The organism is Kribbella sp. NBC_00709 (assembly GCF_036226565.1).
In the GTDB taxonomy this organism is placed as follows: Bacteria; Actinomycetota; Actinomycetes; order Propionibacteriales; family Kribbellaceae; genus Kribbella.
In genome coordinates, this window is the sequence record NZ_CP108996.1 from 2215318 (window position 1) to 2229134 (window position 13817).

A 13817-nucleotide genomic window follows, 5' to 3' on the forward strand; every position below is an offset into this window, starting at 1 on the left:
ACGCTCCTACGGTGAAAGGAGCCACAAAGGGGGGAACCACGATGGCATTCATCGACACGCCGAAGGACCCGGAGTTCTTCGAGGCGAACCGGGCACCGGCCGGGCACGTGCCCAACTTCGTCCACACGTTCGCCGCGAGACCCGCGGTGTACGACGCCTGGAAGCAGCTGAACGGCGCGATCAAGGAGTCCATGGACCTGCGCCGCTACGAGCTGGCCACGCTGGCGGCGGCGACCGCGCTGAAGTCGAGCTACTGCAGCCTCGCGCACGGGCAGGTGCTGGCCGACAAGTTCTACACGGCCGAGGAGGTGGCGGCCCTCGTCGACGAGCCGCCGAACAACCCGATCGACCAAGCGGTGATGGCGTTCGCCCGGAAGGTCGCACTCGCGGCGGACACGGTCACCCAGGCCGACGTCGACGGGCTGAAAGCGCTCGGTCTGGCCGATGCCGACGTACTCGACGTCGCCCTGGCCGCCGCGGCCCGGGCGTTCTTCTCCAAGACTCTGGACGCCACCGGCACCCAGCCCGACTCGGCCTTCAACGGCCTGCCCGACGCCCTTCGCAAGGCCCTCACCGTCGGCCGCCCGATCTACTCGGGCTGATTGTCCGTTCCGCCGCCGAGGTGGAACTTCGTGGTGACGCCGGTGTACATCAGGTGGGTGACCAGACCTTGCGCCGCGTGCGGGAGGTTGTGGCAGTGGTCCATCCAGATACCGGGGTTGTCCGCCACGAAGGCCACCTCGTAGGTCTCCTTGTCCTCCACGTTCAGGGAGTCCGTCCACCACGGGCTCCCGGTCGCCTTCACCCCGTTCCGGCTGAGGACGACGAGGTGGTGGCCGTGCAGGTGCATCGGGTGGACCTGGCCCGAGGTGTTCTTGATCGTCATCCGGACGATGTCGCCTTCGCTGACCACGAACATCGGCACGTCCGGGTACTGGTGCCCGTTGATCGTCCACCACCGCAGTCCGGGCTTCCCGTCGAAGAACCCGATCCGCCGGCCGATGTCGTACCGGAACACCCGCGTCGCCTTCGCCGGGTCGAACCCGATCGCCTGCGGTGACCCGTAGCTCAACAGGTCGACCTCGTCCCGCGGCTCGGTGCCGGTCGGCGCATCGCCCGCCCCGATCACCAGCGTCGTCGGTCCGCCACCGAGCCCGATCCGCACCGGCTTGCTCGTGGGCACTTCGAGGTCGATCCGCCCGCCCGCGGTGACGAGCACTTTCTTCCCGCTCACCTCGGTCGGCGCGTTCACGTCGGTGCCGTCGATCGCGACCACCTTGTACGACGCCCCGTCGACCCAGGCCGCCATCGGTCCGTTGTCGGTGTTGATCAACCGCACGCGTGCCGTCGGACCCGGTGCCGCGACGCGACGTTCGCCGTACTCGCCGTTGACCGTGCGGACCTTGTCGTAGGTGTGCACGACCGCGATCACGTCATCCGGTCTCGGCTGCACGATCAGTACGCCGTACAGCCCCTTCTGCACCTGCTCGTGCGAGACCTGGTGAGAGTGGTACCAGTACGTGCCGGCGTCCTTCGCCAGGAAGCGGTACACGAACGACTGCCCCGGCTTGATCGCATCCTGGGTGACGCCCGCGACACCGTCCTCGGCATTCGGTACGTCGACACCGTGCCAATGCAAGGTGACTCCGTCGGCCACGTTGTCATTGTGCAGCGTGACCTGGATCAGATCGCCTTGTTGTGCGACGATCCGCGGCCCGGGCGACGTGTGGTTCAGCGTGAAGCCGTCCATCGGGCCGCGGCCGGGAATGTCGAAGCGCTCCTTGCGGGCGACCAGCTCCACGGCCACGTCGGGCTTCTGGCTGGGCGGGCCGGTCAGCTCGCTGACGTCCTCGCCGTGGTGGAGATGCTCCGACTCGGGCCCGCCGCCGTAGTCGGCGTACCCCATCGCCATCGGCGACAGGTCGTTCGGCACCAGGCTCCGCACCCAGAAGAACACGATCGGCGTCAGTACGACGATCGTCGCGAGCAGCGCGATCAGCACCCGGCGAGGCGGCAGCCGCAGGGTCACGGCCGCCACCCGTCAGTTGCCAAGGGCATCTACGCGGTCGCCTCGGTGGACTCCGCGGCCGCTGCCGCCGGCGCACCGGCGGCACGGCGGGCGGCTATCCCCGCCACGGCCATCAATGCCAGCGCGTTCGCACCGTGCAGCGCGCCGATCACCGGCGCCGCGAACGCCGCGAACGCGAACGCGATCTGCAGCACGACCAGACCGACGACGTACAGCGCCCACTTCACGCCGCCCTGGATGTGCGCGAAGAACGAGACGATCAGCAACAGCAGCGCGAGCAACGGGATGATCATCGACCCGACGATGCCGTGCAGGCTGTGTCCCCAGTTGCCGTCGTAGTTCTTGTCGATCACCAGGCCGTCGTCCATGTCCTTCAGCGCGGTGAACCAGGCGACCGCGATGGCCATCGCCTGCACCAGGACGCCGATCGATACAAGACCCGCCAGTACCCGATAAGTAGCTCTCATTGTTCCCCCCAACGTAGCTGTCCTCATGGTGATGCAGATCACCTCAAGGACACAAGAGGTTAAACCTCAGCCGTGGTTGCGGGCGAACGCCTGGTACAGACCGTGCAGCGTCAGCAACGGTTCGTCGCGAACCGGCGTGGTCAGCTCGCCGACGAGGAGCGGCGCCAGCGCGCCGGTGAGCACGACGGGACTCTCCGCGTTCAAAGACTGCTCGGTCCGGATCCGTGCGACCAGACCGTCGACCAGAGCGGCGAAGCCGTGGATCGCACCGGACTGCAGGGCCTCGACGGTGTTCTTCGCGACCACCGACCGCGGCCGGACCAGCTCGACCCGGCGCAGCTGCGCGGCGGCGTACCCGAGCGCGTCGGTCGCGGTTTCGATGCCTGGGGCAATCACTCCGCCGATGAAAGCGCCGGCCGGATTGACCACGTCGATGGTGATCGCCGTACCGACATCGACGACCAGGCAGGGCGCGCCGTGCTTGTGCACCGCGGCCAGCGCGTTCGCGATCCGGTCGGTGCCGACCTCGCGCGGGTTGTCCACCAGCACCGGCAGCCCGGTCTTCACGCCCGGCTCGACCACGACGCTCGGCACGTCCTGGTAGTACCGCGAGACGACGTCCCGCAGCTCGTGCAGCACATGCGGTACGGCGGAACACACCGCGATCCCGTGGACCGGCGACTCGCCTGCGAGCAGGCCCTGCAGCAGAACGGCCCACTCGTCCGCCGTACGGCGTGGATCGGTGCCGACCCACCAATGCCGCTTGGCCGTGCCCTCGAACACCAGGCCGACCAGCGTCCTGGTGTTCTCCACGGCCACGGCCAGCAGCATCAGGACTCCTTGAGATCCAGCGCGATGTCGAGCACCGGCGCCGAGTGCGTCAGCGCGCCGACAGCGAGGAAGTCGACGCCGGTCTCGGCGACCTCCCGGGCCTGGTCCAGCGTGAGGCCGCCGGAGGCCTCGAGCCGCGCCCGGCCGCCGACCTTCTCGACGGCTTCGCGCAGCAGCGGGACGTCCATGTTGTCGAGCAGGATCAGCTCGGCGCCGGACTCCACCGCGATCAGCGCGTCGTCGACCGAGTCGACCTCGACCTCGATCGAGATGTCCGGGTACGCCTTGCGCACCAGCCGGAACGCCTCCGCGACGCCACCGGCCGCGATCACGTGGTTGTCCTTGATCAGCGCGGCGTCGGAAAGCCCCATCCGGTGGTTCTTCCCGCCACCGCAGCGGACGGCGTACTTCTCCAGGGACCGCAGCAGCGGCATCGTCTTGCGGGTGTCGCGGATGACCGCGCCGGTGCCCGCGACCGCGTCCACCCAGCGCCGGGTCAGGGTGGCGACACCGCTCAGGTGGCACAGCAGGTTCAGCGTTGTGCGTTCGGCGGTGAGGAGGTGCCGGGTCTTGCCGCGGACCGTCATCAGGACGGCGCCGGCCTGCACGGACGCGCCGTCACGAACGGAGTGCTCGATCTCGAGCTCGTCCTTGGCGGCGACCAGCCGCAGTACGAGCTCCGCGATCTCCAGCCCGGCCACCACGCCGTCGGTGCGCGCGACCAGCTCGGCGACCGAGATCTGGTCCGGATCGACGGTGGCCGTGGTGGTCACGTCCACTCCCCCGGCCAGATCCTCTTCGATGGTGGCCCGCACGAGGTCAACGACCCATTGCCGGTCGACAGTCTCATCCATGCCGGTCATTCTCCTCGGATTCGTGCGGAAAAAACGTGGCCTGCGGCACAGCGCGCTCGCCGGCTGCGGGCAGCGTCAGGTCCAGACTGCCTGACCAGTTCAGATCATCGCGATCGGGGTGGTCCTCGCGCCAGTGCGCGCCGCGGCTTTCCTCGCGGACGGTCGCGGCGGCCAGGAGCGCAGACGCGACCGTGACCAGGTTCGTCGCCTCCCATCCCGGCGTACCCGGCTCGTCGGGCGGCTGCTCGATCAGCTTGCCGATCGTCGCACCCGCCTCGGACAGTCCGGAGGCGCTCCGGATCACCCCGGCACCGGCGGTCATCGCCCGCTGCAGCTCGGGTACGACGTCCGCGTCGACGAGTCCCGGCGTACGGGCGTCGACGGCCGGCTCGCGTCGCTCGGGCAGACCGTCCGCGAGGTGCGCGGCGATCCGCCGGGCGAACACGAGGCCTTCGAGCAGCGAGTTCGAGGCAAGCCGGTTGGCGCCGTGTACGCCGGTGCAGGCGACCTCGCCGCACGCGTACAGGCCGGGCACCGAGGTCTGACCATCGAGGTCGGTCCACACGCCGCCGGACGAGTAGTGGCAGGCCGGCGCGACCGGGATCAGCTCACGCACCGGGTCGATGCCGTGCGAGCGGCAGGACGCCAGGATCGTCGGGAACCGCACCCGCCACTTCTCGTCGCCGAAGTGCCGGGCGTCCAGGTAGACGTGATCCTTGCCAGTAGCAAGCATCTGCCGCATGATCGCCTTCGCCACGATGTCCCGCGGCGCGAGGTCGGCGAGCTCGTGCTGCCCCTGCATGAACCGCTTGCCGGTGTGGTCGACGAGGAACGCGCCTTCACCGCGGACCGCCTCGGACACCAACGGCTGCTGGCCTTTCGCGCTCTTGCCCAGCCAGAGCACGGTCGGGTGGAACTGGATGAACTCCAGGTCCCGCACCTTCGCGCCGGCCCGCAACGCCAGTGCCATGCCGTCACCGGTGGACACACTCGGGTTGGTAGTTGCCGCGTACAACTGTCCGAGACCGCCGGAGGCCAGGATCACGGCGCGGGCCCGGACCGCCCCGACGCCGTCGAGCTGGCCCTCACCCATCACGTGCAAGGTGACGCCGGCGATGGCGCCGTCCTCGGCGGTGAGCAGGTCGAGGACCAGTGCGTGCTCGATCAGCCGAATATCCTTGGCCTGTTTGACCGCGGCGACCAGGGCGCGCTCGATCTCCGCGCCGGTCGCGTCGCCGCCGGCGTGCGCGATGCGGTTGCGGTGGTGCCCGCCCTCACGACCGAGCGAGATCTCCCCGTCGGCCAGGGTGTCGAAACGCGCGCCCAGCTCGATCAGGTCACGGACCGCGTCCGGTCCCTCGGTGACGAGGACCCGGACGGCTTCGGGGTCGCTGAGCCCCGCGCCCGCGACCAGCGTGTCCCGCAAGTGATCCTCGGCTGAGTCCTCCGGGTCGAGCGCGGCCGCGATCCCGCCCTGGGCCCACTGCGTAGAGCCGGACGCGACAACGTCCTTGGTCACCACCAGCACGGATCCCAGCTCACGGGCCTTGAGCGCAGCAGTCAGCCCGGCGACGCCGGAACCGACCACCACCACGTCGACCGAGTCCGTCCAACCAGCCTCAGCCGCGGCCAGCCGTTGCGGGACTGCAGGTGCGGTCATTTAGGGACCGTATCAACGGATTTCATCGGAGGGTGATGGAAATGTTGTCAATGAGACGGGTCAGACCGACCCGGGCGGCGATCAGCATGCGGGCCTCGCCGGGGCCGATCACCGGGCCGAGATCGGGGGCGCGCAGGGCCAGGTAGTCGATCTTCACCGACGGCACCGCCTCCAACTCGGCGTGAGCCGCGGTCATCACCGCGTCCGGCCCGTTCATCCCCGCCTTCGCGCCGGCGCTCAGAGCGCGGTACAGCACCAGCGCCTCGTCACGCTCGGTCTCACTCAGGTAGCGGTTGCGTGAGGACATCGCCAGCCCGTCCGGCTCCCGCACGGTCGGCACCGGCACGATGTCGACGTCCATGTCCAGGTCGCACACCATTTCCCGGATCAGCGTCAGCTGCTGGTAGTCCTTCTCACCGAACAGGGCGAGATCGGGCGCGGTCAGGTGCAGCAGCTTCGACACCACGGTCAGCACACCGGAGAAGTGGCCGGGCCGGAACACCCCTTCGAGTTCGTCGGCCAGCGGACCAGGGTGCACGGTGATCGACGGCTCGTTCGGGTACAGCTCGTCCCGCGACGGGTTGAAGACCAGGTCGACGCCCTCGTTCTTCGCGATCGCCAGGTCGCTGGCCAGCGTCCGCGGGTACCGGTCGAAGTCCTCCGACGGCCCGAACTGCAACGGGTTCACGAAGATCGTCAGCACCACGCTGCCGTCCGGCCCGACCCGCTCCCGGGCCTCGGCCAGCAGTGCGGCATGGCCCTCGTGCAGGGCGCCCATCGTCATCACGACCGCCCGGGGCCGGATCGCGGCCGCGGCTCGCAGTTCGGCCTTGGTCTGGGTGAGTCTCATCGCGGTGTCTCCCCTGTCCGATCCTGCCCTGGGACCCCTGCCCGGTGCCCGTCCAGCACCTCGGTGAACCGGCTTGCCGTCTCCGCGTCCAGCCGCCCGTTCGCTACCACCATCTCCACCGTTGCGCGGGCCAGCTCGGCGTACGTCGCCGCCGTCCGGTCCCGCAGTACCTGTAGTGCTGTCAGATGTGCTGCCACCGTGTCGACATCGCCGCGGGCGATCGGCCCGGTGAGCGCATGATGACCGGATCGCAGCGTGTTGTCGAGGGTTGCGGCCAGCAACGGCTGCAGTGTCGCCACCGGATCCGCCACGCCGGCCTCCCGCAGTACTGCGACCGCCTGGGAGACCAACGTGGTCAGGTGGTTCGCACCGTGCACCAGGCCGGCGTGGTACCGCGCACGCTGTTCATCGGCCACCCACTGCACCTGTGCACCGAGCGACTTCACCAGCTGCTCTACAACCGGCCTGGCCGCGTCGGGAGCGGTCGCTGTGAACATCACGTCGTCCAGCCGCACCAGGCCGCCGGGAAAGGTCATCGAGGGATGCAGCGCGACGGGCGTCGCCGCCAGCCCTTCGAACGGGCTCAGTCCGTGCGCGCCCGACAGGTGTACGACGTACTGCCCACTGGTCAACGGCAGCGTCTGCGCCACCTCGCGGATCAGGTCGTCCGGTACGGCGACCAGTACGACGTCGGCGCGCGCGGTGACCTCGTCAGCGGGCAGCACCGGCACAGCGGGCAGAAGGCGGGCAGCGCGGTCCCGGGACGCGTCCGAACGCGCAGTGACTCCGACCAACCGATGTCCGGCTGCCGCCAAGGCTGCTCCCACGGCGGTCCCGGCCCGGCCGGCTCCGATCAAGCCGATCCGTTCCATCACTCACTCTCTTCTCGTTCCAGTCCCCGGCGGGGTACCAGACGATCTCCTTGTCAGGGTAGGGCATGGCTGATGGTTCAGCGCCGTGGCGAGGTGCCGTGCCGAGTGCCCCGCAGTAGGCGCTGAACCATCAGCCATGCCCTCAGTGATGAGAGCATGAGCGGGTGAGCGATGCGTGGGCTGCACGGACCGGATTGACCGCGATTCTGATCACAGTGCCCGAGTTGGCGGCGTACACCGACCGCTGGCGCTCGGTGTCCCGATCGACGGCGAGGCCGCAGGTCCCGTTGACCGAGCTGATCCCGCCGCATGTGACTGTGCTGGTCCCCTGGGTCGCGGAGCCCACCGACGCCGACGTCGCGCGCCTGCGGTCGGCTGTCTCGTCCGTCGAGCCTTTCGAGCTCAGCTTCCCGAGCGCCGGTCAGTTCCCGAACGGCACGGCCTGGCTGAGGCCGGAGCCGTTCGACACCGTCCGGTCACTGCTCCACACCGTGTTCGAGGCCTTCCCTGAGTGCCCGCCGTACGGCGGTGAGTTCCCGGACGCCCATCCGCACCTGACCATCTCGTCGTCCAGCCAGGGCGGTCCGGCCGTGGTCGCCGAGGCGAACGCCGCTCTGGCCGCGACACCGGCTCCCAGCGTCCAGCTGACCGAGCTGGGGTTGTGGCGCGAGGACGCGGACGGCGTGTGGCAGCAGTTCGGCGCCGTACCGCTCGGATCGGCTACCGCCTGACCTGGAACCCGACCGCCCCGGCAGCGTCCTTGCCCCGCCAGTCCTCCGGTACGTCGGAAGGCCTCAGGTCGCGCACCTCGTCGACGCTCGGATCCGTGAGGGCACTGATCCGGACAGACTGCTGGGAGACCGTGGCCTCGAAGAGGTTGCGCGCCTCCCGCCCGTTGCCGAAGTCGGCCGCGTTCCGGACGCGGTCCAGCAGCGAGCCGACCCGCTCCACCACGCCGTCGGCCGGCAGGTAGCCGGCCTTGCCGCTCAGGTACTGGAAGATCTCCTGGAGCTCGGTCCGGGAGTAGTCCGGGAACTCCACGGTCGTCGGCACGCGGGACTTCAGACCGGGGTTCTGCAAGAACAGCCCCTCCATCGGCTCGGTGTACCCGGCGAGAACGACGACGAGGTCCTCGCGGTGCTCCTCCATCAGCTTGATCAGCGTGGCCAGCGCATCGGTCCCGAAGCCTCGCGGATCGGCCAGCGTGTACGCCTCGTCGACGAACAGGACTCCGCCCAGGGCCTGCTCGACCAGGCGCTGGACCTTCGGCGCGGTCTGGCCGACGTACTCACCCATCAGCTCGTTGCCGCTCGTCTCCACCAGGTGGCCAATACCGAGCAGACCGAGGTCGCGATAGATCTCCGCGAGCAGCCTGGCCACGGTGGTCTTCCCGGTGCCCGGATTGCCGGTGAAGACCATGTGCCGGGACCGCTCCGTCGGCGGCATCCCCGCCGTGGCCCGCAGTACGTCGGCCTTCGCCTCCGCGGCCAGCCGCTCGACGGTGGCCTTGACCTCGACCAGTCCGGTCATCGCCGTGAGCTCGGCTCGCGGGTCGTTGTGCCTGGGCAGGTTGCTTTCGTCGGCGAGATCAGTGACGTCGGCCCGCTCGAGCGTCCGGACCTGCTCCATGCTCGGCGACTCCAGCGTGGCCAGCCGGACCGCCTGCAGCGTCGCGATCCGCTCCAGCAGTGTCCGGACCGTCCGCGCGTTGCCGAACCCAGGAGCCCGCGGCACCTTGTGCAGGTCGGCCAGGACCAGCTCCGAGACCCCGTCGCCGAGGACGAATCCGGCCTGCTCGGCGTCCTGGAGGAAGATCTTGTGCAGCTCGGTATCGGTGTAGTCGGGGAAGTTGACGAACCTCCGGACCCGCGACTTGATCCCCGGGTTGCTGTCAATCAACGAGTACATCTCGTGCGGGTAGCCTGCCATCACCACGACCAGGTTGTCGCGGTGCGTCTCCATCAGCTGGATCAGCGTGGCGACCGCCTCCCGGCCGAAGTCCCGCTCGGAGCCGTTGAAGAGCGCGTAGGCCTCGTCGATGAACAGCACCCCGCCGAGCGACCGCTCGACCACCTCGGTCACCTTCGGCGCGGTCTGGCCGATGTACGACGCGACCAGATCGGCCCGCCCGACCTCGACCAGGTGACCGGACGTGAGCATGCCCAGGTCCCGGTAGACCTCGGCCAGGATCCGGGCGACCGTGGTCTTGCCGGTGCCGGGGTTCCCGCTGAAGACCAGGTGACCCATCGGCTTCGGCAGCCGCAGTCCGGCCTCGGCCCGCAGCTTGGCCAGCTTCGCCTCGGCCACCAGCTCGTGCACCCGGGTCTTCACCGGGCCCAGCCCGGTCATCGCGTTCAGGTCGGCGATCGGGTCGCCGGTGGCCGGCGCCTCGGCCCGCTGCTTGTCAGGTGCGGCCGCGTCCGCCTCGACCACGACCTTCGGGGGCCGGAACGAGTGGAGGTCGCGCAGCCCCCGGTAGAAGCCCGAGACGAGGTACAGCTCCTTCGAGGCCTTCGCCTTGTCCGGCAGCCCGTTGAGACTCGCGCCGACCTGGTACGTCGCGGCCAGCCACTCGCGTGCTTCGAACGCCGCACCGGCCTCGACCGCACGGATCATCCACGCCTGCCGCCGTCGCCGCCACTCGGCCGGCTCCAGCCGGGTCTTCGCGCTCTCCATCTCCTTCTGGACCTCGGCCGTCCCGGACGGACCCAGCGCCGAGAAGGACAATCCGGCCGGCAGATCGGTCCGCCCGATCTGCTGGAGCAGTCCGGCCACCTCATGGCTGAACGGCCGCTCCGCCTCGGCGGTCACCTCGGCAACCCGGGTGTACGCCGCCTGCAGCCGGTTCATCCCGAACACCAGCAGGTCGAGCGGGTTGCCCGACAGATGCGGGAACGCGTGCCGGAGGTCGTCGTCGCTGAACTCCTCGATCCAGCGTTTCGTCACCTCGGGCCGCGTCTGCGTCGTGTGCAGCTCGAGCAGCTCCGAGCCGGCCAGGATCCGGTCCAGCATCGTCGCCATCGCCGTACGCCGTGCCTCGATGCCCGGGATGCCGGCGACCACGTCCAGCATCTCCCGGCTGGCCCGGATCACCTCCTCCTGCGACTCGACGTCACGCCGCAGCGGGAACGGGATGTCGAACACTGCACCGGCCTCGCGCCAGTTGGCGATGTCGGTGTCGATCTCCTGCTTCTCCTCGCGGTACTCGTTGAGCAGCAGGAAGTGCAGGTTCCGAGCGCCACCGGCCAGGATGCCGAGCGGCGGCCACAGGCTCCGGAACACGAAGTAGAACGTGTCCACCAGCAGCGGCGAACCCTCTTTGAAGTGCTTGTTGCTCGCTGAGACCTTGCCCAGCTCCGGCCGGTCGAACAACTCCGCGAGCCTGGCCTTCGTCGTGTCGAGCCACTCCGGCGTGACCGCGAACGGCGGTTCCGCACCGACCACGTCGAACGCCGGGTCCCCGCCGAAGAGCACCGCGAGCTGGTCAGGAAGGTTCGCCACGAGCATCGATCCTAAGATCGTTGCGGTCCACACCTCTTTCGAACGGCGGGCGATGACAGAGACCTATCGGACGGCCTGGCGGCGGGCGTTGTACGGTCCGGGCGGCTTCTACCGCCGGGAGCGGCCGGCGGCACACTTCCGTACGTCGGTGCACGCATCGCCCCTGTTCGGTCAGGCCATCGCGCGCCTCGCCGGCCTGCTCGACCTGCCCACAGTCGTCGACATCGGCGCCGGTCGTGGGGAACTGGGCAAGGTGCTCCGCGCCGAGGGCCTGACCGTGCTGGACATCGAGCTGGACGACGAGCTGCCCGAGCGGCTGACCGGGTTGGTGATCGCCAACGAGTGGCTCGACAACGTCCCGTGCGAGGTGGCCGAGTGGGACGAAGACGGCGTGCCGCACTACCTGTCGGCCGACCTGACTCCAGGTGATGTTGTCGAGGGCAACGACCTCGACTGGCTGCGGAAGTGGTGGCCCGGAGAGCCGGGTGACCGGGCAGAGATCGGCACCACCCGCGACGCGGCCTGGCGGGACGTGGTCCGGCGGTTGACCGACGACGCAGTCGCGATCGCCATCGATTACGGCCACCTCCGCGACAGCAGGCCGCCGTACGGGACTCTGACCGGCTTCCGCGGCGGGCGCGAGTGCGACCCGGTGCCCGATGGCACCTGCGACATCACCACCCACGTCGCCCTGGACTCGCTCGGCGGCACGATTGTGAGCCAGCGCGACGCACTGCGAGCCTTGGGGCTCAGTGCGACCCGACCGCCGCTCGAGCTCGCTCACACCGAGCCGATGCGCTACCTGTCGGAGCTGTCCTCCGCCGGCGAGGCCGCTGAGCTGCTCGACCCGTCCGGGCTCGGTGGGTTCGGCTGGGTCTGGACTGCGACCGGAGCGGACACCAAACGCCGCGCTTCGCGGGCCCTGTCCGCCTGAGCCTGCACCAGTGCCGCAGCCTCGACCTGGTCACGGTGCAGGGCAATGGCGTCGGTCGGCCCGAGCGGTGTGTCGACATGGACGTTGGCCAGTCCCAGGCGCCGCTGTAGCGGTCCCTGCTCCATCCGGACCGACTGCGTCTTGTGGTGGAGCACGATCGACGTACGGCGGCTCACCCAGCCTCGCGTGGTGACCATGACCTGGTCGTCGACGCCGTACGTCAGGTAGCGCCAGCCGATCGGCCGGAGCCACTTCGCCCGCTCCGGCGCCACTTGCATCTGGATGCTGGCCAGATCGAACCCCGGTAGGACCCGGGAGAGCACGTAGGCCACCTCGGTTCGCTCGCCGACCGGCAGCAGCTGCGCGCCCTCCAGCGCGTCGTCACCGTCCTCTTTCTGCCCGGCGACCCCTGCGATGTCGAGCTCGACCCGGGACCAGCCGATCAGCCGCCAGATCAGCGGCTCGGTGATCAGCAAGCCCTGCACCCGGCCCGGCGGGATCGTCTGCCGCTGTACGTCGAAGAGCCCGCGCTTGGTCCGCAGGCCGTGGCTGGTCTCGGACAGGGTGAACCCGTGGTTGCCGACGACCTGCTTCCAGATCGGCTGCACCACACCGAGCAGCAGCGGCAGACCGGCGAACAGACCGACGTGGAAGTTCAGCACCATGGTCGCGACGATCAACCAGATCAATGCACCGGCACTACCGACGACGGTGGACGACAGCAGGGTCGCGCCGAGCAGACGGGTGGTCGGGACCGTCAGCAGCGGCGGAGCCTCGGTCTCAGCCTGCTGCTCGCTCTCCTGCTGCTCGGCAGCCTGCTGGCCCTTGGCGCGGACCAGCAGGGTCGTGCGGAGCTTCTGTGCCTCGTCGTACCGGAAGAAGCTCAGCTTGCCGTCGCTCTTGCCACCACCGGCCACGTCCATCCGCAGCTCGGCCATGCCGAACAGGCGGGCCACGAACGGCTGCGCGACGTCGATCGCCTGGATCCGGTCGAAGCGGATGATCCGGGTACGCCGGAACAGGAATCCACTGTCCACCCGGATCGCATCGCCCGTCAGCTGCCACTTGGTGAACCACCAGGACAGTGTGCCGAGCAGGATGCCTCCGATGAGTACGGCGGCCAGACCGATCCCGGCGATAGTCAGATTGCTCCGCAGACCCTCGTTGTTGACCAGCACGAGGCTGACCGCGACGAAGTACCCCCAGCCCTTCACGAACGGCGTCAGGGGGTGGAGCCGTTGCCCCACGATCTCGGCGGTCTGTTCGGTCACAGGCCCCACGCCTGCGCCTGGCCGAGAGCGGACAGCCGGTCACGCAGCCGGCCGGCCTCGTCGGGGTGCAGCCCCGGGATCTTGGCGTCGGTCGCCGGCGTGGCCGTGTGCAGCTCGACGGTGGCCATCCCGTACGCGCGCTCCAGCGGCCCGGCCGTCACGTCGACGAACTGCATCCGGCCGTACGGTACGACGACCAGCTCGCGGAACATGATCCCGTGGCTGACCATCAGCTCGTCCTCGCGCTCGGCGTACTTCCAGGACCGCTGGTTGCGGCCGATCAGGATCCAGGCCCAGCCGAGTACGAGCGCGATCACGACCACCGCGAGCACGCCGTACAGCCAGCTCAGCGTCAGTCCGAGCACGACCAGCGCCGCGATCGCGACCAGTCCCGCCACGATCGACGCGTTCAGCCGGCGCAGCGTGGCCAGCTTGGGCGAGACCGGCGTCCAACTGACATCCGAGGGTGCGAAGAGGTCGTCCACGGGTCCAGCCTGTCACGAAAGTGTGCCGTGAACGGTGCAGGTCGAGTGCCGCTGCACCGTTCA

At 69.3% G+C, this 13817-nt stretch carries 12 protein-coding genes and 1 pseudogene; 3 read left to right on the top strand and 10 right to left on the bottom strand.

Features of this window, described 5'->3' with window-relative positions; genetic code table 11:
- The first annotated feature begins 41 nt into the window (after positions 1–41).
- Positions 42–602 (top strand): carboxymuconolactone decarboxylase family protein, encoded by a 561-nt coding sequence (locus tag OHA18_RS10875; protein ID WP_329003848.1) that lies wholly within the window; start codon positions 42–44, stop codon positions 600–602.
- Here OHA18_RS10875 and OHA18_RS10880 read toward each other — a convergent pair.
- The 7 genes from OHA18_RS10880 to OHA18_RS10910 form a co-directional block, all read right to left on the bottom strand.
- Positions 590–2029 carry a multicopper oxidase family protein gene (locus tag OHA18_RS10880; RefSeq protein WP_329003849.1) on the bottom strand — a complete coding sequence of 480 codons (1440 nt, stop codon included), beginning with the start codon at positions 2027–2029 and terminating at the stop codon, positions 590–592. The two genes, OHA18_RS10875 and OHA18_RS10880, sit on opposite strands and share 13 nt — an antisense overlap.
- Before the next feature lie 29 nt (positions 2030–2058).
- Complete coding sequence (locus OHA18_RS10885) at positions 2059–2496, bottom strand: hypothetical protein (protein ID WP_329003850.1); 438 nt, start codon at positions 2494–2496, stop codon at positions 2059–2061.
- A gap of 66 nt (positions 2497–2562) precedes the next feature.
- Entirely contained in the window at positions 2563–3327 is a 765-nt protein-coding gene (locus OHA18_RS10890) for a type III pantothenate kinase (protein ID WP_329003851.1), read from the bottom strand.
- Positions 3327–4181 (bottom strand): carboxylating nicotinate-nucleotide diphosphorylase, encoded by an 855-nt coding sequence (nadC, locus tag OHA18_RS10895; RefSeq protein WP_329003852.1) that lies wholly within the window; start codon positions 4179–4181, stop codon positions 3327–3329. Before nadC ends, OHA18_RS10890 begins: the two co-directional genes overlap by 1 nt.
- Positions 4174–5841 (bottom strand): L-aspartate oxidase, encoded by a 1668-nt coding sequence (locus OHA18_RS10900; RefSeq protein WP_329003854.1) that lies wholly within the window; start codon positions 5839–5841, stop codon positions 4174–4176. Before OHA18_RS10900 ends, nadC begins: the two co-directional genes overlap by 8 nt.
- Before the next feature lie 22 nt (positions 5842–5863).
- Positions 5864–6691 carry a pantoate--beta-alanine ligase gene (gene panC, locus OHA18_RS10905; protein WP_329003855.1) on the bottom strand — a complete coding sequence of 276 codons (828 nt, stop codon included), beginning with the start codon at positions 6689–6691 and terminating at the stop codon, positions 5864–5866.
- On the bottom strand, positions 6688–7563 hold the full coding sequence (locus tag OHA18_RS10910) for a Rossmann-like and DUF2520 domain-containing protein (protein ID WP_329003856.1): 876 nt from the start codon (positions 7561–7563) through the stop codon (positions 6688–6690). Before OHA18_RS10910 ends, panC begins: the two co-directional genes overlap by 4 nt.
- Before the next feature lie 164 nt (positions 7564–7727).
- On the opposite strand from OHA18_RS10910, the gene OHA18_RS10915 reads away from it, so the two are divergent.
- On the top strand, positions 7728–8294 hold the full coding sequence (locus tag OHA18_RS10915) for a 2'-5' RNA ligase family protein (protein ID WP_329003857.1): 567 nt from the start codon (positions 7728–7730) through the stop codon (positions 8292–8294).
- On the opposite strand, the gene OHA18_RS10920 is transcribed toward OHA18_RS10915, so the two are convergent.
- Positions 8284–11064 (bottom strand): AAA family ATPase, encoded by a 2781-nt coding sequence (locus OHA18_RS10920; protein ID WP_329003858.1) that lies wholly within the window; start codon positions 11062–11064, stop codon positions 8284–8286. The two genes, OHA18_RS10915 and OHA18_RS10920, sit on opposite strands and share 11 nt — an antisense overlap.
- 52 nt (positions 11065–11116) lie before the next feature.
- Here OHA18_RS10920 and OHA18_RS10925 point away from each other — a divergent pair, with 52 nt between their 5' ends.
- A complete protein-coding gene (locus tag OHA18_RS10925; RefSeq protein ID WP_329003859.1) occupies positions 11117–11998 on the top strand; it encodes an SAM-dependent methyltransferase in 882 nt (293 codons plus the stop codon).
- Between the two features lie 29 nt (positions 11999–12027).
- Here the strand turns inward: OHA18_RS10925 and OHA18_RS10930 are convergent.
- Positions 12028–13278 (bottom strand): annotated as a pseudogene (locus OHA18_RS10930) (PH domain-containing protein); the annotation flags it as partial.
- Positions 13266–13754, bottom strand: coding sequence for a PH domain-containing protein (locus tag OHA18_RS10935; RefSeq protein WP_329003860.1), 489 nt, complete (start codon positions 13752–13754; stop codon positions 13266–13268). The pseudogene OHA18_RS10930 and the gene OHA18_RS10935, both read right to left, overlap by 13 nt.
- Positions 13755–13817: the final 63 nt, after the last annotated feature.